This window comes from Methanomassiliicoccales archaeon LGM-DZ1 (genome assembly GCA_030168595.1).
In the GTDB taxonomy this organism is placed as follows: Archaea; Thermoplasmatota; Thermoplasmata; order Methanomassiliicoccales; family Methanomethylophilaceae; genus Methanomethylophilus.
Genome location: CP115556.1, coordinates 436,721 through 458,996, shown reverse-complemented (window position 1 = coordinate 458,996; position 22,276 = coordinate 436,721). Strand labels below are relative to the sequence as shown.

Sequence of the window (22,276 nt, the reverse complement as noted above, 5' to 3'; positions counted from 1 at the left end):
CAAGTGACCCTCCATAATTGTACATCCTGTCAGAAACAGGACATAAATATCGGAATGTGTTACTTCCCGCATATGGCAGAAACCCCCTCGCGCGAAAGCCTGGCTGAGCGGACCAGGATATACATCGATGCGCACCCGAGCATCAAGGACTGCGTTTCCAAAGGCCTCATCAACTACTCCTCCCTGGCCCGGATGATCATGAAGGACCTGGACGTGGAGAACGAGGAGGCCGTCATGATCGCCTGCAGGCGCTACGCCACCAAGCTCAGCGTCACCACCGACCATGAGCTTGCCATCCTCACCGTCCTCAAGGACAGCAGGCTCGAGATGAGGACGAAGACCTGCATCGTCACCGCCAAGAACGACTGGACCGTCCTCCACAAGATGGACAGCCTGTTCAAGGACCTCTGGAACGAGAACTCCATCATGCAGTGCGTGCAGTCGGCCAGCGCCGTTACCATTATCGCCGACCGCATGCTCAGGGACAGGATCATGGACACCGTCGGCAGGTTCAACATCATCAAGGTGAGGGAGAACCTCGTCGAGATCGTGGTGAAGTCCCCCGAGAAGATCGTCGATACCGCCGGGGTCATCGCCTACCTGATCACCAACCTCTCCGATGCCGGCATCAACATCGAGGAGACCGTCTCCTGCCACACCGACACCATCTTCATAGTCGACGAGCCGGACATGATCAGCGCCTACTCGGTGCTGACCAAGTGCATCCAGTCCGCCGAGGACACCGTCGGCGGCAAGAGCTGAGCCCTTTCCGCGAGGGGTTCCATTTTTATAGGGTTCGCCATAGGGAAGGGACATGCGGGGCATCCGCCCCGCCGGAGCTGTTAACACGGTCACCTTCGAAGAACTGGGCGTCAGGCCCGAGATAGCCCGCGCCGCCGAGGCGCTGGGATGGGCGGAGCCCACACGCGTGCAGGCCGAGGCCATACCCGCGGCCCTTTCGGGCAGGGACATCATCGCAAAGGCCCAGACCGGCACCGGGAAGACCGGGGCGTACGCCATGGCCGCCCTCTCCCGCACCGAGGGGGGTCGCCACCGGCCTTCGGTCCTGGTCATCGTCCCCACCCGCGAGCTCGCCCTGCAGGTGGAGCTGGAGTTCAGGAAGCTCTCGAAGACGTCCCGCCACTACAGCCTCGCCGTGTACGGCGGAGCGGACATGAGGCAGCAGGCCGAGGCCATCCGCAGGGGGGCGGACGTCATCGTCGGCACCCCCGGGCGCCTCCGGGACATGTGCGAGAGGGGCATCCTCTCGCTCGATTCCGCGGAGGAAGCGGTGATCGACGAGGCCGACCGCATGATGGAGATGGGGTTCGAGGAGGACCTGAACGCGGTGCTGGCACATCTTCCGGAGGGCCGCCACACCATGATGTTCTCGGCCACCATGACCCCTTCCGTCGAGAGGCTGGAGCAGAGCCTGCTGCATGATCCGGTGACCATAGATGCCACCGAGGGGAACGTCCTCTCCGGTCTCACCAGGCAGTACGTCATCATGTGCAGGCGCGAGGAGAAACGCGACGTCCTGCGCGCCGTCCTGGCCCGCGGGAACCCCAAGGCGATCGTCTTCTGCGCCACCAAGACCATGGTCGACACCCTTTACGAGGAGATGAGGGACGACCGCAGGGTGGGGACCCTCCACGGCGACATGCCCCAGGAGCTCAGGGAGAGGGTGGTCAGGAAGTTCAGGGACAACAGGACTCTTGTGCTCATCGCCACCGATGTCGCCGCCAGGGGCCTGGACATCGAGGATGTCGACCTGGTGGTGAACTTCGACGCCCCGTCCCGGGCGGAATCCTACATCCACAGGATCGGCAGGACCGGGAGGGCCGGCAGGGAGGGCACCGCTGTCACCATAGCCACCCGCAGGGACATGGACCGCATCCGCCTGTTCGAGGACGCCACCGACGTGCGCATCCGCAGGATAGAGCCGGAGGACCTCGAGGAGTTCTCCGAGCCGCATGAGGTGGTCCATCATGAGCGCAGGGCCCGCCCCCGCCCGGACAAGGGCCCGGACCAGCCCCCCAAGAAGAAGCCGTCGGGCAGGGCGCCGGACACGGTGTCACTCATCATCAATCTCGGTAAGAAGGACGGGATGACCAGGACCCGGATCGCGGACATGGTCCGCAAGAGGGCCGGCCTCCCGGACGAGGCGGTCGGTAAGGTCGGGCTCGGGGAGGAATCGTCTTTCGTCGAGGTCGACGCCATGACCGCTGACGCGGTCATCGACTGCGTGGACGGCACCGTCTGCGAAGGGAAGGACGTCACCTGCGACTACGCTCCGGAGAAGGAGAGCTTCGAGGAGAGCGTGGCCAGGAAGAAGAAGGAGAAGAGGCGATGGCGGGGGTCTTCTTCCGCGGCCAGGAAGGCCTGGGCATCTGAGGGCGACATCGCCAAGGCGGCCTTGCTGCGGAGGCAGGCCGTCCGACCGTTCCGACACGTTCGTGCTCGGCCTTGAACATCATAGAGAAGGCATCCGCGTCCTCGGCCCCCAAGAACTTCGCCGTTGCCGACTATCAGATCGAGAAGTTCGTGGGCGGGTACTCCGTCCTGCGTCCGTGATGTGCTTCCCGTTTCTCCGCCCTCGAAGTCGTCCTTAAAGTAATAGAAGGGCGTTAGGGAGGACGATTCGAATGGGACTGTTCGGCAGGAAGGGGAAGAAGGGGGCGGACGCGCCCGAGCTCCCGGACATACCGGCGGACGCTCCGTGGAGCAGCTTCGCGGACGCCGCCGGCAGGCAGTGGCGTTCCGGCGACCTCAGGGGCGCCGTGGCCCTGTGGAAGCAGTCCGCCGACCGCTGGGACGGGAAGGACGAGGGGTTCCTGCGCGTTTACCGGGGCATCCCCCGCCGTTTCTCTGAGAAGGTGGTGTCGGATATCTCCAAGGGTGTGCTGCACCCGTGCCATCAGCTCGCCGAGCTGGAATCCTACATGTCCCTGAAGTTCCCGGATGTGACGGCATCCGTCTGCCGCGAGTCCTTCGACTCGGTCTCCTCGAAGCTGGACAGGATGGACTCGGACGACCATGTGGTCCTCCTCTGCATGAACTGCTTCTACCTCCAGATCGGGAGGATGGGATGGGCGGCGGACATCCGCGACGTGCCCCTCCTCTGCCGTTCCGCTTCCGCCCTGGCGGAACGCTCCGAGGGCGCCGCCGGAAAGCATGCTTCCGAGGGGTACATGGGGAGCATGAACGTCAAGATGGCCGTGCGCACGCTGGCACTTTACAAGGGCTTCTTCGATCAGCTGTCGCAGGACACCGAGGAGGCGGTCAGGTCGAGGCCGCTGGAGGACATAGAATCGGCTGTCGCATACTGGAGCTCCGCTCCTGCCGACAGGACCATCCGCCTGGCCGAGGGGCTGAACGCCGTCGGCAGGGGGGCGTCCGCAGGCATAACGAGATCGAACCGCCGTTCGGCGGACGCCGCGATATCCGCGTTCATAGAGGAGTACTTCGGGAAAGGGAGTTCCCGCTGACTGCAGCGCAAATGTTTAACCGGGCGACCGGGCCTAGAAGGTAATGACGATGTTCGGAAGGAAGAAGGAAGAGGAAAAGGAGACAGCATACGACATCCCGGTCATAGCGGACGATGCGGGATGGAACGCCTGCTTCATAGCAGCGGAATCGATGCTGGCCCACGGGAACCTCTCGAAGGCCGCCGACTTCTGGTCGGACGGCGTAGACCGCTGGGACGGGGAGGACAGGGCCTTCGTCCGCGCCTACGGGGAGATACCCCGCAAGGCGGCGGCCGCCTGCATCGCCGCCGTCGAGCCAGGCACCGTGTACCCGGTGCCCGCGATGGCCAGGGTGGAAACGGAGATGGAGATCAAGCATCCCGGGATCGAAGCTGGCTCCGTCACCGGCGAGATGTTCAGGATCATAGCCTCCGAGGTCCCGCGTGCGCAGGACCCGCAGGACGTCGTCGTCCTGTACATGAACTGCTGCTACCTCGACATGGGGTACATAGGCTGGGCGGCGGACATCCGCGACGTGCCGATCAAGTGCCGGGACTGCATAGACCTCGGCGCGACGGCCGCCGAGACGATATCCGCCATGAACCCCTCTAAGAAGAGGTTCAAGATGGACAAGAAGATGTCAAACCGCTCCGTCCTGCTCTTCAGGCAGTTCTTCAACAGCCTGAACGACGCTGCGACCCTCTCCATCGATGGGAAGTCGCTTCCGGAGATCGAGAAGGCCGTGATGTACTGGGAATGCAACCGCACCGACAGGGCCGGGTACCTCGCCGACGGGCTCGACGACATGAGCCGCTACGCCATGTCGACCAAGCTGACCGCCAAGAAGCACCTCGCCTCCTGCCATGGGCACATCGCCGATTTCGTCGACGGTTATTTCGATATGGAGCCTCCGGCCCCCAGGGAGCCTAAGGCGCAGAGAGTGAAGAACGCCGGATGAGGGGCCGCGAACTGGTCTCCGTCTGCACGTCCGCGGCGGAGGCCCTGCTGTCGTTCACCGGGGCCAACGGGACCAATCTCTCTGTAGCAGAGGTTGAGTCGTACCATACGTCCGGGAAGGAGCACATCATCCTCGTGCTCGCCCGCCCCATCGAGGATACCGACGGGCTCAGGATCAGGATCGAGGACCTCTGCGTCACCGCGGAGGCGGAGATCCTCTTCTACGACAGGGACAGCCGCACCTTGGCGGCGAAGGTCCCAGCCTGGGTGTTCAACGTGGCTTCCGAGGAGGGGCACAGGTTCAGCATAGAGACGGACCTGTCCTTCCTGGTCAGGAACCTCAAGGAATATTACGAGCGCTTCGGGGAGTCGGTGTCCCTGCCCCGTTCGGCCCCGTGCATCGCCGGGGATGCCGTGCCTTGGCCCGACGGCCCCGCCCCTACCCCGGAGCAGAGGGAGGCGGTCCGCGCGGTGCTTTCGTCCCCCATGTCATATGTGTGGGGAGCTCCCGGCACCGGGAAGACCCAGGAGGTCCTCGCAGCTTCCGTCTCCGCTTATCTTGCAAAGGGGAGGAGGGTAGCGGTGATCGCTCCGACCAACAACGCCGTGGAGCAGGTACTGCGCGGGCTCATAAGCGCCATCGGCCGCAGCAGGGAGCTGTCGGGGCTGGACCCGGCGAAGGCCATCATCCGCCTGGGGACGGCGACCGAGCCGTTCGCCTCGGAGTATCCCGGCATATGCGAGGGGAAGGGCATCCGCGCCATCGCGGACAAGCGCAGGAAGGATGCGGACCTTCTCAGGAAGGTCCTCGCCGAGCGCCGCCGCGATTCCGTCCGCGGCGAGGTCGCAGAGCTCATGTCCATGCAAAAAAGGGGCGAGCGCGGGAAGCCTTTCTCCGACAGGATCGCCTCGCTCTCCCGGAGGCTGGAGGGCGACAGGGAGGCCTCTGCGCTGCTGGCACGTGCGGAAAAAGGCGACGGCAATGCACTGGGAGAACTTCAGAGGGTGATGTACGGGCGCGACCGTCCGGCGGGCTCGATCCCTTAGTACGCCGGATGCACGGACATGCAGATCGGTGCGAGGATCGAGGAGCTGGAGTCTCAGGCGGCCGCCCTCACTGCATCGGCGGTCGACCGCGATCCGAAGGACGCGCTGATAATCGCCTGCACCCCGCAGATATGCATGTCGCGCTTCCTGCCGAACGGCGCCGAAGGGGACAAGCCGGCCCTGGATGCCGACCACATATTCATCGACGAGGCCGGGTACTGCGGGGTCCTCCTGAGCACCGCCCTGCTGGCCAACGGCATCCCCGTGACGTTCCTGGGGGACCATAAGCAGCTGCCCCCGGTGTGCACCCTGGAGAAGGAGAGCATGGAGGGATGGGCGGGGAAGGACCCCAAGATGGCCTGGTCCTTCCTCTGGGACATGTCCGCCCTCTACACCGAGGATGTCCTCGCCAGGGATCCGCAGGAGCTTGCCGACATGTACCGCGCAGGGGCGGAGCCCTCTTTCGCCCGCACGGTCAAGCGCGACCTCACCGCCTCCCACCGCTTCGGGGACAACCTCGCCGGGGTCCTCGACCGCTTCGTCTACCGCAACGGCATCAGGGGATTGGCCGAGCATCCGCTGGAGATAATCTGCATTGATGTCAGGTGCGGCCCGAGGAAAGAGCGCATGAACAGGCCGGAGGCCGAGGCCATCTCGGAATGGATCCGGCGCGAGGAGCCTCCCGCAGGGAGCTTCTGCATCCTGACCCCGTACAAGAACCAGTACCGCGTCCTCCGCGACACCATGCCGTGGTCGGAGGGGGACGCCCTGCTGACCGTGCACAAATCCCAGGGGAGGGAATGGGACACGGTCATCCTGAGCGTGCAGGACGGCGAAGACTGCGTCCGCGACGTCCCTCTCAGGTTCACATCCTCATCCACGGCGACGGGCATGAAGGTCATCAACACCGCGGTCTCCCGTGCCAAGAAGAGGCTGGTCATCGTCTGCGACCGCGGTTTCTGGCTCCCCAAGGAAGAGGAGCTGATCGGCGCCCTGGTATCGGACAGAGTGTGCCAGCATGTAATATCGTATTCTGACGGCAGGCTGTCCGATTGAAAAAATACAAATAAAATCCGATAGTACGGACGCTCCATGGCACAGAGCAAGAAGCAGCTCTCCAGGAACAAGGCGAACAAAGCCAAGGCCGAAGAGAAGAAGAAGGCCATGAGCTCGGATGACCCTGTCGAGAAGTACAAGGCCATGAAAGAGCTCAAGAAGAAAGGCAAGAAGTGATTCCCGGGCCTTGCTTCGATTTTTTCAAAACCATTCCGGGGCCTGATACGTCCCGGGGCATTTGCGAACTATTCGGATCCGATGAAGGGCCGGATGTGCCAGAAATCAAAAGGAGCCACTTGAGGGGTTCGAACCCCCGACCTCATGCTTACAAGGCACGTGCGCTACCAGCTGCGCCAAAGTGGCCTACGGCCTCCATCCGCTCCGGGATATTATACTTTATCGGCGCGTCGCGGACAGGCCAGTATATGCGGGCGGTGTGCCGGCGATAAAAAACCGGCAAGCGCCCTAAGGGGTTTCGGAGGGGCTCGGGCCCCTCCTGGCTCAGTAGGAGATGCCCTCCCAGAGCATGGCGTCGCAGACCTTCTCGAAGCCCGCGATGTTGGCGCCCACCTGGATGTCGCCCTCGAAGCCGTACTTCTTGGCCGCGTTGGCGGAGTTGTGGTAGATGGTGACCATGATGTCGTTGAGCTTCTTGTCGACCTCCTCGAAGGTCCAGGAGAGCCTTGCGGAGTTCTGGCACATCTCGAGGGCAGAGGTGGCGACACCTCCGGCGTTGGCGGCCTTGGCAGGACCGAAGAGGACCTTGTTGGCCTTGTAGACGGCGATCGCCTCAGGAGTGGAAGGCATGTTGGCTCCCTCTCCGACGGCTTTGCATCCGTTCTTCACGAGGATCTCGGCGGACTCGCCGTCGATCTCGTTCTGGGTCGCGCAGGGGAGAGCGATGTCGCACTTGATCGTCCAGATGCCCTTGCAGCCCTCGAAGTACTGGGCCTTCTTCCCGAAGTCGTAGTTGAGGTAGGTCTTTATCCTGTCCCTCTTCTGCTCCTTGATCAGCTGGAGGTTGCGGTAGTCGATGCCGGCGGGGTCGTAGATGTACCCGTTGGAGTCGGAGACAGCGACGACCTTGGCGCCGAGCTCGGTGGCCTTCTGGCAGGCGTAGATGGCGACGTTCCCGGATCCGGAGATGACGACGGTCTTCCCCTTGAAGGACATCTTGTAGTCTTTCATGTACTCCTGCATGAAGTAGCAGAGGCCGAAGCCGGTGGCCTCGGTCCTGGCGAGGGATCCGCCGGCGGGGATGGCCTTGCCGGTGAGGACTCCGGTGAACTCGTTCCTGAGCCTCTTGTACTGGCCGTACATGTAGCCGATCTCCCTTCCGCCGGTTCCGATGTCGCCGGCGGGGACATCGGTGTCGGGGCCGATGTGCCTGTAGAGCTCGGTCATGAAGGACTGGCAGAAGCGCATGATCTCGTTGTCGGACTTGCCCTTGGGGTCGAAGTCGGATCCTCCCTTGCCGCCGCCTATGGGCAGGGTGGTGAGGGAGTTCTTGAAGATCTGCTCGAAGCCGAGGAACTTCAGGATGGACAGGTTGACGGAGGGGTGGAGCCTGAGCCCGCCCTTGTAGGGTCCGATGGCCGAGTTGAACTGGACGCGGTACCCGCGGTTGACGTGGACCTTCCCTTTGTCGTCCATCCAGGGGACGCGGAACATGATGGTCCTCTCGGGCTCGACGAGCCTCTCGATGATGGCGTTCTTCTGGATCTCGGGGCGGGCCTCGACGACGGGCTGCAGGGAGATGAAGACCTCCATGACGGCCTCGAGGAACTCTTTCTGCTCAGGGTAGCGCTTCTTCAGGTCGCGGTAGACGCCCTGAAGGTACTTGTTGCTCAGTTCGTTTTTGATTGATGCCATCAGATTGCCTCTTTTGGTGCTTTTTCGCATCACGATTGTAGTATTTAACAGTTAAATGGCGGAAAAAATCGATAAATGATAGTTAATCGTTCAAATTCTACGGAATCCGTATCATATTCGCCGTTTGTCTATTATAATACGTAAAAACTAGACAATTATCCATATGCCCTTGAGACACCTCCGGGCAGGTCCCGGAGCGTGCCGCGGAGGCGTCCGCGGGCCTTTCCCTCCCCTCCTGAAAATAACGTTCAATACACGCGCCCATGGCAAGTTTTAATATAGGCGACGTAATCGCGACGAGCATTCAACCGATATTTTCACGGTGATTCAAAAATGGCAGACAATGCGAAGAAGGTCATCCGCCTTGAGTACAAGGCGTATCTTGCGGACGAGGACAGGCTCTACGACACCACCGACGAGGCGGCGGCGAAAGAAGCGAACATCTACAGCGACAAGGTCAAGTACGCCCCCATGGCGTACATCGTCGGATCCAACAAGCTGTTCCCCGCTCTCGACAAGGCCATCGCGGCCGCCAAGGTCGGAGAGGAGTTCACCGTCGAGGTCCCCGCCGAGGAAGGCGCCGGAGCCAGGAACCCCAAGCTCATCGAGGTCCACTCCGCCAAAGAGTTCTACAGGGAGCAGATCAACCCCATGGTCGGCATGACCGTCACCCTCGGCGGCAGGCCCGGCATCGTCACCGCTGTCGGAGCCGGACGCGTCCGCGTCGACTTCAACAACCAGCTCGCCGGCCACGACCTCAAGTACGTCATGAAGATCTCTGAGGAGATCACCGACAACAACGCCAAGGCCGCCGCCATCATCGAGGCCGACTTCGGCGACGCCTCCGACTTCAAGTTCGAGTTCCCCGGGGACAAGGTCATCGTCACCCTCCCCGAAATCGTCAAGTTCAACCAGACCTGGGTCACCGCCAGGTTCAGAATCGTCTCCGACCTCCGCGAGGCGTTCGGCGTCGACACCGTCGAGTTCGTCGAGATCTGGGCGGCGGCCAAGAAGGACGAGGCCCCCAAGGCCGACGCTCCTGCGGCTGAAGACAAGAACTGAACCAATAAGGATATAAAGCAGGAGCAAATCTCCTGCTTTGCCTTACTGGCAAACGATTTAACTCTGGGCAAGTGGCCTAACCTGGATATGGCAACAGCCTCCTAAGCTGTAGGTTGAGGGTTCGAATCCCTTCTTGCCCGCCACCTTTCTTTTAGTTCCGTTCAAGCGGTCTCCGAAGCCGTTGTCCGGCCGGGATTTCTTTCCGAAGGTTCCGGTGTCCGTGCGCCTTTATCCGATGCGGTCTGCGGGCCGCATGCGCTCCCGCCCCGGAACGGGCGTGGATCTGTCTGTTCTTATCAATCCAATTATGTTTTCATCCTGTTTTCCGAAAATATTCGCAAATCCCTTATAAAGCCGAGACCGCGATGTGAATCCAGTGGTATCCTATGGACCGGTCCTCTGATTTCACGGGCACATCGGGTGCCCTCTACACGTGCTCCCTGTGCGGCCACAGGTGGGTATCGCGCAAGGACGACGGGATCCCGAAGAGCTGCCCCAAGTGCCGTTCTACGGTATGGATGAAGGAATATCTCCGCTGCGTATGCCTCAGGTGCGGCCACAAGTGGGGCACCGCGAGGGGACGCCCCAAGAGATGCCCCCGGTGCCATTCGGTGAGATGGGACATCCCGGATACCGAAGCGCATGCATCGGGCGGAACCAGCCTCAGCAGGAAGGAGAAGGACGACGTCGCCGGCCTGTACGAGAGCGGCATGGGATGCACCGAGATCTCGATCGAGACGGGCATCCCGTTCAGCGACGTCTACGCGGCCCTCAGGGCGAAATTCCCCGGCGCCATCATCCGCATATGATTCTTTATGCCGGAGGGCGATGCCGCCGGCATATGGATGCGCTTTTGGTTGTGGATTACCAGAATGATTTCGTCAGCGGGTCCCTCGGATCGGAGGCCGCCGCCGGCATAGAGGATGCTCTCGCGCAGAGGGTGGAGAAGGCCCTGGCCGAGGGCGAGGACGTGATCTTCACCAAGGACACCCACGGGCCCGGCTACGGCGAGACCAACGAAGGCCGGCACATACCGACGGAGCACTGCATGAAGGGCACGCCCGGCTGGGAGATATACGGGAAGCTGAGGCCTCTCTCGGAGAGGTGCACTGTCATCGAGAAAGGCACTTTCGGATCTGACAGGCTTTTCGAGATGATGAGGCGCAGGGGATACTCCCGCGTCGAGATCTGCGGGGTGGCGACCAACATCTGCGTCATCGTGAACGCAGCCTTGGTCAGGACCACCCTGCCCGACGCCGACATCCTGGTGGACCCGGCGCTCGTCGCCTCCTATGACGGGAAGCTCGGCCGCGAGGCATTGGACGTGATGAAGGGCTTCTGCATCGACGTCCTGCCGTCTGAATGATGACCCAGGGGCAGGCCCGCATGCGGCCCCCGGAAGGGCCGCAAACCCTGCTCTGCACTGTTCTGTACAAACCATATTGAAATACAAGGGCCCGCTTTGTGGGTCGTTATGACTGAAGACCCCTCAGCTACAAGGGCCGTCGGCCGTCTCGGATGGACGATGTTCATCGTCCTCACCATCGGATATTTCTTCGTTTACTTCCACCGCATGGCGGTGGGCGTCGTCGGCGATGATATCATCGACGATGTCGGGGGATCGAAGGGGATCCTCAACAGCGTGTACTTCTGGACCTACACCCTGATGCAGATTCCTTGCGGCCTCATGGCGGACCGTTTCGGCCCGCGCCTGACTTCGTCCGTCTTCCTGGCCGTCGCATCCGTCGGGTCCCTGCTGACCTTCTCCGCGGATTCGTTCGCAGCCGTAGCGGTCGGCAAGGCGATGATCGCCGTCGGCATGGCGGTCGTCTACATCCCGCTGATGAAGATAGTCTCCATGTGGTTCCCCCGCAGGGATTTCGCCGTGCTCAACGGCATCGTCATAGCCGTCGGGAACGTCGGCGCCATAGCCGCCGGCGGCCCCCTGCGCATGCTGGCGGATGCCGTGGGATGGCGCGATGTCTTCCTGGTGCTCGGGACGGTGACCTTCATCCTGGCCGTCGCGTGCGCGGTCCTGATCCGCGACCATCCGAAGGACGTCGGGCTGCCGTCCGTCGAGGAATCGGAGGAGGCGGAGACCGGGAGGCCCCGCGAGGAGTCCTCCGCCGCGAAAGTGCCCATGCTCGCCGGGCTGAAGCTCGTGGCGTCCGGCGGCAGGAGGTTCTGGCCCTGCGCCCTGGCCTACTTCATGGTCTACGGCTCCATCATGGTGTTCCAGGCCACCTGGGCGGCAACGTATTTCGATACTGTCTACGACTTCGCCCTCTCCGCCTCATGGATGATCACCGCTCTTGGCATCGGCAAAATAGCCAGCACCGTGGCCGTGGGCTCCTTCGTGTCCCATGGGATCATAAAGTCCAAGAGGAGGACCATGATCCTCGGCGGGACGGCGTTCGCCCTGGTCTGGGTCGTTCTGTTCCTGTTCGCCGGGGAGATAGACAGCTACTGGTTCTGGATGGCCGTCAGCACGCTCTTCGGGTTCTTCGGCGGGTTCATGACCCTCTCGTTCAGCCAGGTGAAGGAGTGGTACCCCCTGGCGGTCTCCGGGACCGCCGTGGCCGCCACCAACATCTTCCTGTTCCTTGGTGCCAGCGTCTTCACGACCGTCTCGGGGTTCATCATCGAGAGGCCGTACACCCTCAACCAGTTCTCGCTGATGTGGGGGCTGATGGCGATCGCTTCCGCAGCGGCCGTCGTCCTGCTGATCGTATCAGCTGAGAAAAAAGCGGGCGATCCCGTGTTCGGGGTCGGCCTGACCCTCGGGAAGGCAGGCGCCGGAAAGGAGCGATGAACCATGCCTGGCCCGGCCAGCCAGCATGTTTATCTACCTCTTCCAGGTAAGCCCGAATCCGATGTCGGACGAGAGATACGGCAAGTGCGATGTGTGCAGGTTCTGCGTCCATTCTGATGATGACTGGGCGTGCATGGTGAACAACAAGGTGGTCCATGCCAAGGGCTCCTGCCCCAGATACCGCCCCGGCTGCTGCGAGAACTGCAGCCATGCCGAGATCTCGTTCGGGAAAGCGGTCTGCAAGCTCACGGGAGAGGAGACCGACATCCTCAGTGTCTGCAATCATTTCGATCCCTGCGGGCGCAACGCCCTCAGCGGTCAGTAAGTCGACGTCCTGTCCTTCCGGCGGTCGAGCGCGTTCTTCACGCTCGGCTTGGCCGTCTTCCTTCCGGCAAGCGCATCCTTGGCGGCCTCGGGTATCCCCAGGTACACGATGTTGTCGGCCGCTCCGCGCATGCTCTTCATGCGGGGCCTGACCTCCGAGTACGCGGCCTGCAGCTTCCCGATGATGCCGTTCAGGGTCGATGCGAGGGTGTAGAGGTTCTCCTTCACATAGACGTCCCTGTTGATGAATCTGGGACAGCCTACGAGGAACGGGTTGAACGTCCCGTCGGTGTAATCCTCCTCCAGGTCGTCGACCGCGTCCATGACGTAGATCGCCTGGGTCAGCCTGATGAAGAGCTCGTCGAGCTCTGGGAAGTCCGCATCCCCGGCGATCTCCGCCAGAGGCTTCACCAGGTATCTCCCGAACTCCTCCCCGATGGCCGCCGCGTCGGGGCATTCCCCTATCTCGAGCTTGCGGAGACGGCGGAACCCGTCGCCCACGGTCCTGTCGAACCCCGGCTCGTTCTCCTCCGCCTTAGATATCGCTCTTTCCAGGGTCAGGCCGATGAACTGGGTCTTCAGCGAGGGGGCATCGGTGCGGTCGTCCTCGATCTCCCATTTGGTCAGGAGCACGGTGTAGGCGGCCATCCGGCGGAACAGGTCGGAGTCCGCGCCGGGTGCCCTCAGCACGCAGGCAGGCCCTGCGCGGGTCCCCCTGAAATCCTGAACATCGCCGGCCACGGCGTTGAGGACGATGGTGTTGAAGGTCATGTCGTAGTTCACGGCCGCGGTGCTGACCAGCCCGTATCCTGCCTTCAGCTGATGGCAGGTCTCGCAGTAGTACCGCTGATAGTCCGTCCTCTCCGGCGCAGGCATGCGCGAGAAGAGCGGGACCGTGTAGCCGAACATAGGACCCTGATTGGCGCATGCGGGTTAAAAGATTCATCGTCCGGGGACCGCGTTTCCTGATTCTCCGGATTAAAAGCGGGCCTCAGCCGGCCGCCGGGGGAGCATTGCCCCCGGCGATGTCCAGGCATCGTCACGGCACCTCGGTCTGCAGAGATCCTGCGATCGGCGGCAGTACGCCAGATGCTATCGGAGTGATGCGTCGGGAATAACCTTCCCCGGGATTATTCCTTTTTTGCTCCCATTATTTTATTATATAAATGGGGAGGGAATAGGCTTAAAATATGCGGAGGGGTTACTGTCGCTATATCTAAGCCAGTATTGGCAGGGTGAGTTAATGTCGAAGTCTGTCGAAGAGCTAATTGCTGCTTACGCAAGCCAGTCCCCGCTCGCTTTCACTGCGATGTCCATTGTGACCGGCGAGGAAACCAAAAAAGACTACAACACCCCCAAGAACGCCGAGATCGACGGAGGAGACCCCGCCTGCGACTATTCCTGCTGCAGCGAGAGGGGTTACTGCAGGACTCCTGCCCAGCACGCCGCCTGCATCGGCTGCATCGTCATCTGCTGCATCTGCTGCTGCTACGTGACCGACGGCTTCAACGGCTATTGGTCCTGGTGGCCGTTCTGACCGAGAACGGTTGTGGATGAATCGTTTCATCTCGGTTATCATCAAACCCACCCTGGCCTGCAACATGGGTTGCAGGCACTGTTATCATCTCCCATCGGAGAGGACCCCGGCGAGGATATCGTTCGAGAAGCTCGACCGCCTGTTCTCCATGGTCGCTTCCGAGTATGACAGCGCCCTTTTCATATGGCACGGCGGGGAACCCCTGACGCTTCCGCTCTCCTTCTTCAAGAAAGCGATCGAGCTGGAGGAGAAGCATTTCGGCCGCTCCAAGGTCGGGAACACCGTACAGACCAACGGCCTGGAGCTCGACAGGAAGTTCGTGCAGTTCTGCAGGGAGAAGATGATCAACATCGGCATCTCCCACGAGGGACCCTGCGCAGGGATCCTCAGGCATGACTGTGCCAAGGTCGAGAAGAAGATCGAGGAGCTCGCCGGGAAGGAGAGGGTGTTCGCGGTGAGCGCGACCGTCTCCAGGGAGTGCCAGGACCGCCAGTCAGAGATCTACGACCATTTCGAGGACGTGGGCGCCTCCCTTTCCCTGGCACCTGTCATCAGAGCGGGATGCGCGGCGCAGGACCCCTCGCTGGTCCCCGACCCGGACGCTTACATCAGGTCGTCCATCGAGGTCTTCGACAGGTGGTTCAACGACCCGGACGCTAAGATCCCCCTGGTCCCCCATTTCCTGTACATCCTCAACGCCCTCGGCGACCCTCAGCCGTCGGACTGCGCGCACACGTCCTGCCTCATGAAGTGGATCTGCATGTACCCGAACGGGGACCTCTACCCGTGCGGGAAAGGCTGCCCCGCTGAGTTCCGGATGTGCAACATCAACGACATCAGCAGCATCTCGCAGGCCTTCAGGACGCCTGGGTTCTCCAAGATCCTGGAAGCGTCAGTGGCCCGCCGCGAGAAGTGCCGGAACTGCGAGATCTACGATTACTGCCAGGGCGGGTGCGCCGTCGATGCCTATTATCAGTCCGGGGCGGAGAACCCCGGAGGGGACTCCTGCAGGATCTACAAGGCGGTGTTCACCCACGTGAAGCAGGAGGTGGACGCGATAATCTCCGAGAAGAAGGACCTCTCCGCGTTCAATCCCATGGTCCGCGAGGCCGTCCTTCGGAAACTGGTCAATCCGATGTCGGGCGGCCCGCAGGAACGATTCAGCGGTGCCTGACGCCGATCGCCGATACCTCGATCTTCCCGCCCTTGGGGAGCTTGGAGACCTCGACGCACACGCGCGAGGGGTACGGCTCTTCGAAGAACTCCGCGTAGACGCTGTTCATCGCGGCGAAGTCCCCGAGGTCGGTGAGGTAGACGGTGACGCTGGCCACCGAGCTCCTGGAGACGCCTGCGGCCGAGAGCACGGCCCAGACGTTCTCCAGGGCCTGCCTGGTCTGGGCCTCGATGCCCTCCGGCACCTTCCCGGTGGCCGGGTCCGCGGGCGTCTGCCCCGAGACGAAGACGAGGTCCCCGGCCGCGATGCCGGGGGAGTAAGGCCCCAGAGGGGGCATGCCCCCTTCCGCTGCGATCCTTTCCGTCCTCATTCCCTGTCGCCCCCGATCTCGTTGATGTCGTAGGGGGTCTTCTGGTACACGTAATAATTGAGCCAGTTGGTGAACACCAGGTTCGCTGTGCTCCTCCAGTTCATTATCGGGTCCCTGGAGGGGTCGTCGTTCGGGAAGTAATGCGAGGGGATGTGGGGGTTCATGCCCTTCCCCAGGTCGCGGTAGTACTCGTAGGAGAGCGTCTTGGCGTCGTACTCCATGTGGCCGGTGATGAACACCTGCCCGGCCTTCTCGCTCAGTACGATGCCCACTCCCGCCTCGTCCGAGACGGCGACTATGTGCAGGTGGGGGTTCTTCAGGATGTCCTCCGCCCTGACCTCGGTGTGCCTCGAGTGGGGGAACCAGAAGACGTCGTCCAGCCCCCTCAGGAGCGGCTCGTCCTTGGCCAGGGCCTTGTGGGCGAACACGCCGGACATCTTCGACTTCAGGGGGTACTTCGGGATGCCGTAGTGGTAGTACAGGCCGGCCTGCGCCCCCCAGCAGATGTGCAGGGTGGAGAACACGTTCTTCTTGGACCACTCCATGACCTCGCAGAGCTCGTCCCAGTAGTCGACCTCGGTGAAATCGATGTTCTCCACCGGGGCGCCGGTGATGATCAGGCCGTCCCACTTCCTGTTCTTGACGTTCTCGAAGCGGTCGTAGAACCTGTCGAGGTACACCTGGGACGTGTTCTTCGACACGTGGGTGGACATCTGCAGGAAGGTTATGTTGACCTGCAGGGGGCTGTTCGAGAGCAGCCTCATGATCTGGATCTCGGTCTCGACCTTGGTCGGCATGAGGTTCAGGATCAGGATGTCCAGGGGACGGATGTCCTGGGTCGTCGCTCTGTTCTCCCTCATGACGAACATGTTCTCGTTCTCGAGGACAGAGGCCGCCGGGAGGTCGTTCGGGACGTTTATCGGCATGCGCTATCGCCTCCTCCGCTCATGCAGAGGATATCACTCGTAGATCCCGGTGCTGACGTACTTGTCGCCGCCGTCGGGGAGGATGGCCACGACCTTGGACCCGGGATGGGCCTTGGTGATCTCGATGGCCTTGAAGACGTTGGCGCCCGAGGAGATGCCGGCGAAGATCCCCTCCTGCCTGGCGAGGGCGCGGGCGGTGTCGATGGCATCCTGGCCCTTCACGGTGGAGACCTCGGTCACGACGGACCTGTCGAGGTTGGCGGGGACGAAGTTCGCCCCGATGCCCTGGATCTTGTGGGGCCCGGCGTGCCCCTCGGTGATGAGGGGGCTCTCGGCGGGCTCGACGGCGACGGTCTTGGCATCCGAGCCGGCGTCCCTGAGGGCCCAGGCGATGCCGGAGATGGTGCCTCCGGTACCGAACCCTGCGACGACGTAGTCGACATCGGGCAGGTCGGCAAGGATCTCCCTGCCGGTGGAGGCCCTGTGGGCGAGGATGTTAGCGGGGTTGTCGAACTGTCCCAGGGAGATCGAGCCGGGCGTCGAGGCGAGGAGCTCCTTCGTCTTGTCGAGAGTCCCCTGCATGCCGAGCTTCCCGGGGGTCAGCACGAGCTCCGCCCCGTAGGCCTTCAGGTACGCCTGCCTCTCCTTAGACATGGTGTCGGGCATGACAAGTATCGCTTTGTACCCGCGGGCGGCGGCGACCATCGCGATGGCGATGCCGGTGTTCCCGGAGGTCGGTTCGATGATGACCCCGCCCTTCTTGAGCTGTCCGCGCGCCTCGGCGTCGTTGATCATGGAGAGGACCGCGCGGTCCTTGATCGATCCTCCGGGGTTCTTGCCCTCGACCTTCACATAGACCTCGGAGCCCGCAGGAGCTATCCTGTTGAGCCTGATGAGCGGTGTGTTCCCGATTGCTTCCGTTACGGAGCTGTATATTGCCATGCCTAAACGATTGACAATTCGGTATATAACTTAATGCATACTGGGCATGGTATTTTTATTCATATCATCATAAATTAAGACGTTTCGTAAGGGTCGGTGGGCTGCCGTTCCCTCCTTCGTATCTTCTTACGTTTTTTATACGGAGGCACGGATGGCAGGGCGTGGAAGGCGCCTATTCCGATTCCGACCGCAGGAAGCTGATGATCTGCACGCTGGCAGGCGCGATCATCACCCCCCTGATGAGCACCATGCTCAACCTGGCCCTGGTGGACATAGGCGACGATTTCGGCAGGGGCTCCCACGACCTCGGGTACATCAACACGCTGTTCCTCCTCGGCTCGGTCATAGCCATGGTCCCTGCGGGACGCCTGTCGGGGATCGCAGGGATGCGGCGCATCTACGTCACCGGGCTGGCCATCACCGCGGCCGCGGCGTCCCTCGCCGCCATCAGCCCGAGCTTCTGGTTCCTGGTCGGGTGCCGTTTCGTGATCGGGTTCGGCTCGGCGATGATGAACGTCACCTCGATAGCCATGCTGACTTACGTGTACCCTGAGAGCAGGCGCGGATGGGCATTGGGGATGAACGTCACCGCTGTGTACCTCGGACTTACGCTGGGGCCCACCCTGGGAGGGGTCATCTCGGACAGCGTCGGATGGAGGGGCTGCTTCGCCCTCATCATCTGCCTGTGCGCGTTCTCCATGACGTTCGTCAGGGGGATCAGGTACGAGATCAGGCCCACCCCGGACGACTCCATGGACTGGAAGGGCTCCGTCCTCTGGGGGATATCGATCTTCGTGCTCATGTCGGGCGTCGTCAACATCACCGAGACCTGGGCGGCCGCCGCCGTGCCGGCCGGAGCGGTCCTCCTGGCACTGACGCTCCTCCGGTTCTCCAGGTCGCCGTCCCCCGTGCTCAACATGCGCCTGTTCCGGATCAAGACGTTCACCCGCTCCGGCTTCGCCGCGTTCCTCAACTACGGGGCATCGTACTGCGTGCAGTTCTTCCTGTCCCTGTACCTGCAGAGCATCGGGGCGCTCACCGCCACCCAGGCCGGGCTCCTCCTGCTCGTGCAGCCGGCGATACAGGTGGCCCTCTCGGCGAAGATGGGCGCCGTCTCCGACAGGATGGAGGACAAGCGCCTCCTCCCGACCGCCGGCATGGCGATAATGAGCGCGGGCATCGCGATGTTCATCTTCATCGGCACCGAGTTCGACATCTGGTACGTCGTCGCCATGATGTGCCTCATCGGGACGGGCATGGGGGTGTTCTCGTCCCCCAACACCTCGGTCATAATGTCCTCCGCGCCCCCGCAGTACAGGGGAGAGGCGTCTGGCGTCGTCGCGGTCATGCGCCAGACCGGCATGATGGTGTCCATGGGCATCGCCATGGCCTGCATATCGATGATCATGGGGTCCGCCGACGGCCTCGAGCCCGAGAGGTACGGGGTCTTCGCCGATACCATACACGCCGCGTTCACCATCTGCCTCGGCATGTGCCTGGCGGGAATGGCGCTGTCCTGGAGCCGCGGGGAAGAAGGCTCGGAAGAAGCTTCCGGGCATATCAGGGAATCTTAAAAACGCTTTGAGGGATTCTTAAACCGAAGCAATCATTTTATACGGTGCTCCCTAGGACATGCTATGGACAGGGCGAAACTGGAAGCCGAGAAGCAGAATTATCGTTTCCAGAAGGTCATCGCCGGGGTCGGGGCCGCCCTGATGCTGATGAAGTTCATCGCCTGGGTGATCACCGATTCGGTCTCCATCCTCACCGATGCCCTCGAGAGCATCGTCAACGTCATCGCCGGCATCGTCGGAGTGTATGCTCTCTATCTTACCATGCAGCCTGCGGACGCCAACCACCCCTACGGGCACGGGAGGGTGGAGCTCATCTCCTCCTCGATGGAGGGCAGCATGATCCTGCTGGCCGGCGCGCTGATCATCGTCGAGTCCGTCAACCGCTTCATCTCCCCGCAGGAGATCGACCGCCTGGACATCGGCCTGGTGCTGGTCGCCTTCGCCGCCCTGGTCAATTTCCTGATGGGCTACAAGGCGATCAGGATGGGGAGGAGCAGCGGGTCCATCGCGCTCGAGGCCAGCGGGAAGCACCTCTGCACCGACACCTTCGATTCCATCGGTATCCTCATCGGCCTCTCTCTGGTCTACATCGGGGACAGCCTCGGATACGACTGGTACATCCTGGATCCCGTGACCGCGCTGCTGTTCGGCGCCTTCATCATCATAACCGGCGTGCGCGTGCTCAGGAGGTCCATGTTCGAGATCATGGACACCGTCGATGAGGACGCCCTCCGCCGGGTGACCCGCTGCATCAACAGAACGAGGACGCCGGACGTCATCGAGGTGCACCACCTCAGGGTGACCAAGTACGGCGTGACCATGCACGTCGATGCCCATATGACCGTCCCCGCTGACATGACCGTGGAGGAGTCCCAGAAGCTCATCGATGCCATGTGCTGCAACATCAAGGGGGAGATCGGGGACGACACCGACATCACCATCATGACGGAGCCCTGCGACCGGCTGTTCTGCAAGAGCTGCCAGAAGGCGGACTGCACCCGGCGCTCCGCGCCGTTCGTATCGGTGAAGTACCTGGTCACCGACAACATCACCAAGTGCGACACCCACTACCTGAAGATCGCCCGCGAGAAGGGCAGCAGGGACAGCGGGGAGGACGGGGACTGACCGCGCGGTGCGGGACCCCGGCAGACCCAGCGTTTTATTACCGCTACCGCCATACAGCGGCCATGTTCGGATTCGGCTCAAAAAAGGACGTTCCCGAGAAGGTCCGCAAGGCGGGCCTCGGGGACTGGTACGGCTCCCTCTCGGACCAGAACCGCGTGAGGATGGGGAGGTACATCGACAGGGCGGAGGCCGGCTCCGCCGGGACGTTCCTGGCCTCCGTATGCCGCCTGGCGGCCGACGACCACAACTGGAGGTTCCTGGCCGAGATCGCGCCCACCTTCGACGGCCTCGGGATCGCCGGCGCGGAGCTGTACTTCCTGAGGGAGAGCGCCATCGAGGGACTCTACATGGCCGAGGAGTACGACCTCTGCGAACGCTTCTGCGACGAGGATATGAGGCTCCTCCTCAGCGACGAAGAGGTGAAGAGGACGGAGCTTGCCCGCGGGAACGGGACCGATTATCCGGAGAACATCCCCTGCAGGAACTTCAAGCTCAATGTTCTGGTGGGAGTCCGCTACAATTACGAGGCGGCGGACCAGCTCCTCGACTTCTACGGCGAGAACGGGCTGATCCCGCCCGAGGACGTGGTCTACCGCAAGAACAGCATCCGCAATTTCAGGATGCAGAGGACGTTCGACAACGTCTTCAACGTGACCGAGAAGAAGGAATGAGCGATCTCCAGGGGACCTCGCGGTAAACATCGACCGCGGGCTCCTCATAGGGGTGGACCCTGTCTATGGCCTCCATGACCGCCGGCAGGTCCTTCTTCAGGACGACGAACTCCAGGCGGACCTCCTTCTCGGCGGAGACCTCCCCCGGGCTGCCGATGTACGGGTGCGAGCCCTCCATAGTCTTCCAGGTCCCGGTCACGGGATAATAGCGGAACGAGCGCCGGTACCCGGGGTAGACGGGATCCATGACCGCGTCTATGGCGTCCATGAGCTCCTCCAGGAACCCTTCCGGGACGTCGACGCCGACCCCGAAGACCTCATCGGCGGGACTGCCCGTTCCATTCTCCTGCATCATCCCAGCCCCTTGCTTTTATGGCATCGAGGCGCCTGCCGATGTCCTTCATGGCCGCCTTGGCCTTCCTCTTGAGGAACTGCGTGCTGAGGAGCGTGGCGAGCATGACGGTCAGCGGGAACTCGTAGGCGAAGCCCGCGACGATCCCGGTGGCCTTCTTGATGTCGGTGATCGAGTTGATCTTGTGGATGAGGGCGTTGTCCTCTTCCTCCTCCAGCCTGTGCCTCAGGGATTTGTACATGAGCTTCTGGCCTCCCCAGACGACCTCCATGCTCCACTGGACCTGGCCCAGGACCGGAGCGGGCTCGCCCGCGGCGACGGTCGTCTTATGCAGGATGGCCTTCCTGAGGTCCTCGGCCGTGCTCCCCGGGAACTCCGTCCAGTTGTAGCCGGCCGTGAAGAGGGAGTGGGCGTCCGACCCGGAAGTCTCCGCCCATCTGCCCGGGAAGAGCCCGGACACGCACTTGGCGAACTAATTGGAATAGGCGTCCGGATGCCCGCCGTTCATGACCTCTATGCCTTCCAGCGGGAGGTCAAGGATCCTCTCCTGCAGGCCGTCCACGTGGACGCTGAACGGGTGCGGCGCGACCGCCAGCCCGCCCTGCTCGTGGATGATGTCGACGGCCTCCTCCGGGGATAGGTACTTCTTGGGCTTCTCGGTGAGCCAGAGGCCGATCACCTCGCCTTCGTCGCACATGACCTCGTCACCCACGACGACCTCGATATCATCGAACTGCTTCGCATACTCCTGGGCGCGGAAACCGCCGGCCACTTCGTTGTGGTCGGTGATGCACAGGACGTTCAGCCCGCGGCGGCGGGCATCGTCCACCTGCTTCTCCGGAGGTATCACCGATTCCGGGAAGCTCATCAGCCCCAGGGTGTTGAAGCCAGAGTAGAAGGTGTGCACATGCGTGTCCGCCTTCCCCATCTTCTCCATGCCGTCAGAATCCCGAACTATGTTATAAAACATACAATGATAACATCAAAAGATGGGATGCGCACAGGCGT

Annotated in this window: 25 protein-coding genes and 2 tRNA genes; 18 read left to right on the top strand and 9 right to left on the bottom strand. The window is 62.2% G+C overall.

The annotated features are described in order from the left end of the window. Nucleotides 1–72: 72 nt before the first annotated feature. The 7 genes from O8W32_02150 to O8W32_02120 all read left to right on the top strand — a co-directional run bounded on the left by O8W32_02150 (nucleotide 73) and on the right by O8W32_02120 (nucleotide 6,704). Complete coding sequence (locus tag O8W32_02150) at nucleotides 73–762, top strand: ACT domain-containing protein (GenBank protein WII09646.1); 690 nt, start codon at nucleotides 73–75, stop codon at nucleotides 760–762. 52 nt (nucleotides 763–814) lie between these two features. After that, nucleotides 815–2,470, top strand: coding sequence for a DEAD/DEAH box helicase (locus tag O8W32_02145; GenBank protein WII09645.1), 1,656 nt, complete (start codon nucleotides 815–817; stop codon nucleotides 2,468–2,470). A 175-nt stretch (nucleotides 2,471–2,645) separates the two neighbouring features. Further along, a complete protein-coding gene (locus O8W32_02140; GenBank protein WII09644.1) occupies nucleotides 2,646–3,488 on the top strand; it encodes a hypothetical protein in 843 nt (280 codons plus the stop codon). A 43-nt stretch (nucleotides 3,489–3,531) separates the two neighbouring features. After that, complete coding sequence (locus tag O8W32_02135) at nucleotides 3,532–4,425, top strand: hypothetical protein (GenBank protein WII09643.1); 894 nt, start codon at nucleotides 3,532–3,534, stop codon at nucleotides 4,423–4,425. After that, entirely contained in the window at nucleotides 4,422–5,471 is a 1,050-nt protein-coding gene (locus O8W32_02130; GenBank protein WII09642.1) for an AAA family ATPase, read from the top strand. The genes O8W32_02135 and O8W32_02130 overlap by 4 nt, the downstream gene beginning before the upstream one ends. 18 nt (nucleotides 5,472–5,489) lie before the next feature. Continuing rightward, nucleotides 5,490–6,527, top strand: coding sequence for an AAA domain-containing protein (locus O8W32_02125; protein ID WII09641.1), 1,038 nt, complete (start codon nucleotides 5,490–5,492; stop codon nucleotides 6,525–6,527). Nucleotides 6,528–6,563: 36 nt separating this feature from the next. Beyond that, complete coding sequence (locus tag O8W32_02120) at nucleotides 6,564–6,704, top strand: hypothetical protein (protein WII09640.1); 141 nt, start codon at nucleotides 6,564–6,566, stop codon at nucleotides 6,702–6,704. A gap of 113 nt (nucleotides 6,705–6,817) precedes the next feature. On the opposite strand, the gene O8W32_02115 is transcribed toward O8W32_02120, so the two are convergent. Further along, nucleotides 6,818–6,890: transfer RNA gene (locus tag O8W32_02115), tRNA-Thr, on the bottom strand. 138 nt (nucleotides 6,891–7,028) lie between these two features. Further along, on the bottom strand, nucleotides 7,029–8,399 hold the full coding sequence (gene gdhA, locus O8W32_02110; protein ID WII09639.1) for an NADP-specific glutamate dehydrogenase: 1,371 nt from the start codon (nucleotides 8,397–8,399) through the stop codon (nucleotides 7,029–7,031). A 333-nt stretch (nucleotides 8,400–8,732) separates the two neighbouring features. Between gdhA and O8W32_02105 the strand changes: the two genes are divergently transcribed. The 6 genes from O8W32_02105 (at nucleotide 8,733) to O8W32_02080 (ending at nucleotide 12,598) form a co-directional block, all read left to right on the top strand. Continuing rightward, nucleotides 8,733–9,461, top strand: coding sequence for an FKBP-type peptidyl-prolyl cis-trans isomerase (locus O8W32_02105; GenBank protein WII09638.1), 729 nt, complete (start codon nucleotides 8,733–8,735; stop codon nucleotides 9,459–9,461). A gap of 65 nt (nucleotides 9,462–9,526) precedes the next feature. Then, nucleotides 9,527–9,604 (top strand) — tRNA-Arg (locus O8W32_02100). 243 nt (nucleotides 9,605–9,847) lie between these two features. Then, on the top strand, nucleotides 9,848–10,270 hold the full coding sequence (locus O8W32_02095; GenBank protein WII09637.1) for a hypothetical protein: 423 nt from the start codon (nucleotides 9,848–9,850) through the stop codon (nucleotides 10,268–10,270). Nucleotides 10,271–10,302: 32 nt separating this feature from the next. Then, a complete protein-coding gene (locus O8W32_02090; GenBank protein ID WII09636.1) occupies nucleotides 10,303–10,827 on the top strand; it encodes a cysteine hydrolase in 525 nt (174 codons plus the stop codon). Between the two features lie 108 nt (nucleotides 10,828–10,935). Beyond that, nucleotides 10,936–12,273 (top strand): MFS transporter, encoded by a 1,338-nt coding sequence (locus O8W32_02085; protein WII09635.1) that lies wholly within the window; start codon nucleotides 10,936–10,938, stop codon nucleotides 12,271–12,273. A 61-nt stretch (nucleotides 12,274–12,334) separates the two neighbouring features. After that, a complete protein-coding gene (locus O8W32_02080; protein WII09634.1) occupies nucleotides 12,335–12,598 on the top strand; it encodes a hypothetical protein in 264 nt (87 codons plus the stop codon). On the opposite strand, the gene O8W32_02075 is transcribed toward O8W32_02080, so the two are convergent. Beyond that, nucleotides 12,592–13,506 carry a DUF5685 family protein gene (locus tag O8W32_02075; GenBank protein ID WII09633.1) on the bottom strand — a complete coding sequence of 305 codons (915 nt, stop codon included), beginning with the start codon at nucleotides 13,504–13,506 and terminating at the stop codon, nucleotides 12,592–12,594. The two genes, O8W32_02080 and O8W32_02075, sit on opposite strands and share 7 nt — an antisense overlap. A gap of 334 nt (nucleotides 13,507–13,840) precedes the next feature. Between O8W32_02075 and O8W32_02070 the strand changes: the two genes are divergently transcribed. Beyond that, nucleotides 13,841–14,134: a hypothetical protein gene (locus tag O8W32_02070; GenBank protein WII09632.1), complete on the top strand. Its 294-nt coding sequence runs from the start codon at nucleotides 13,841–13,843 to the stop codon at nucleotides 14,132–14,134. Between the two features lie 16 nt (nucleotides 14,135–14,150). Next, the gene (locus O8W32_02065) at nucleotides 14,151–15,308 is read left to right on the top strand and encodes a radical SAM protein (GenBank protein WII09631.1); all 1,158 of its coding nucleotides are present in this window, start codon (nucleotides 14,151–14,153) and stop codon (nucleotides 15,306–15,308) included. Here O8W32_02065 and O8W32_02060 read toward each other — a convergent pair. The 3 genes from O8W32_02060 to cysK are packed head-to-tail and all read right to left on the bottom strand — an operon-like array spanning nucleotide 15,295 to nucleotide 17,546. Then, entirely contained in the window at nucleotides 15,295–15,678 is a 384-nt protein-coding gene (locus O8W32_02060) for a Rid family detoxifying hydrolase (GenBank protein ID WII09630.1), read from the bottom strand. The two genes, O8W32_02065 and O8W32_02060, sit on opposite strands and share 14 nt — an antisense overlap. Next, complete coding sequence (metA, locus tag O8W32_02055) at nucleotides 15,675–16,604, bottom strand: homoserine O-succinyltransferase (protein ID WII09629.1); 930 nt, start codon at nucleotides 16,602–16,604, stop codon at nucleotides 15,675–15,677. Before metA ends, O8W32_02060 begins: the two co-directional genes overlap by 4 nt. Nucleotides 16,605–16,637: 33 nt before the next feature. Further along, nucleotides 16,638–17,546 carry a cysteine synthase A gene (gene cysK / locus O8W32_02050; GenBank protein ID WII09628.1) on the bottom strand — a complete coding sequence of 303 codons (909 nt, stop codon included), beginning with the start codon at nucleotides 17,544–17,546 and terminating at the stop codon, nucleotides 16,638–16,640. 161 nt (nucleotides 17,547–17,707) lie between these two features. Here cysK and O8W32_02045 point away from each other — a divergent pair, with 161 nt between their 5' ends. The 3 genes from O8W32_02045 (at nucleotide 17,708) to O8W32_02035 (ending at nucleotide 20,916) form a co-directional block, all read left to right on the top strand. After that, nucleotides 17,708–19,120: an MFS transporter gene (locus O8W32_02045; protein ID WII09627.1), complete on the top strand. Its 1,413-nt coding sequence runs from the start codon at nucleotides 17,708–17,710 to the stop codon at nucleotides 19,118–19,120. Nucleotides 19,121–19,183: 63 nt separating this feature from the next. Further along, nucleotides 19,184–20,245: a cation diffusion facilitator family transporter gene (locus O8W32_02040; protein ID WII09626.1), complete on the top strand. Its 1,062-nt coding sequence runs from the start codon at nucleotides 19,184–19,186 to the stop codon at nucleotides 20,243–20,245. 62 nt (nucleotides 20,246–20,307) lie between these two features. Continuing rightward, complete coding sequence (locus O8W32_02035) at nucleotides 20,308–20,916, top strand: hypothetical protein (protein WII09625.1); 609 nt, start codon at nucleotides 20,308–20,310, stop codon at nucleotides 20,914–20,916. On the opposite strand, the gene O8W32_02030 is transcribed toward O8W32_02035, so the two are convergent. Genes O8W32_02030 through O8W32_02020 form a run of 3 tightly spaced genes read right to left on the bottom strand, consistent with a single transcriptional unit; the run spans nucleotide 20,891 to nucleotide 22,205 of the window. Beyond that, nucleotides 20,891–21,271 (bottom strand): hypothetical protein, encoded by a 381-nt coding sequence (locus O8W32_02030; protein ID WII09624.1) that lies wholly within the window; start codon nucleotides 21,269–21,271, stop codon nucleotides 20,891–20,893. The genes O8W32_02035 and O8W32_02030 overlap by 26 nt on opposite strands. Further along, nucleotides 21,234–21,728, bottom strand: coding sequence for a hypothetical protein (locus O8W32_02025; GenBank protein ID WII09623.1), 495 nt, complete (start codon nucleotides 21,726–21,728; stop codon nucleotides 21,234–21,236). Before O8W32_02025 ends, O8W32_02030 begins: the two co-directional genes overlap by 38 nt. Nucleotides 21,729–21,740: 12 nt before the next feature. After that, entirely contained in the window at nucleotides 21,741–22,205 is a 465-nt protein-coding gene (locus O8W32_02020; GenBank protein WII09622.1) for a PHP domain-containing protein, read from the bottom strand. Between the last annotated feature and the right edge of the window lie 71 nt (nucleotides 22,206–22,276).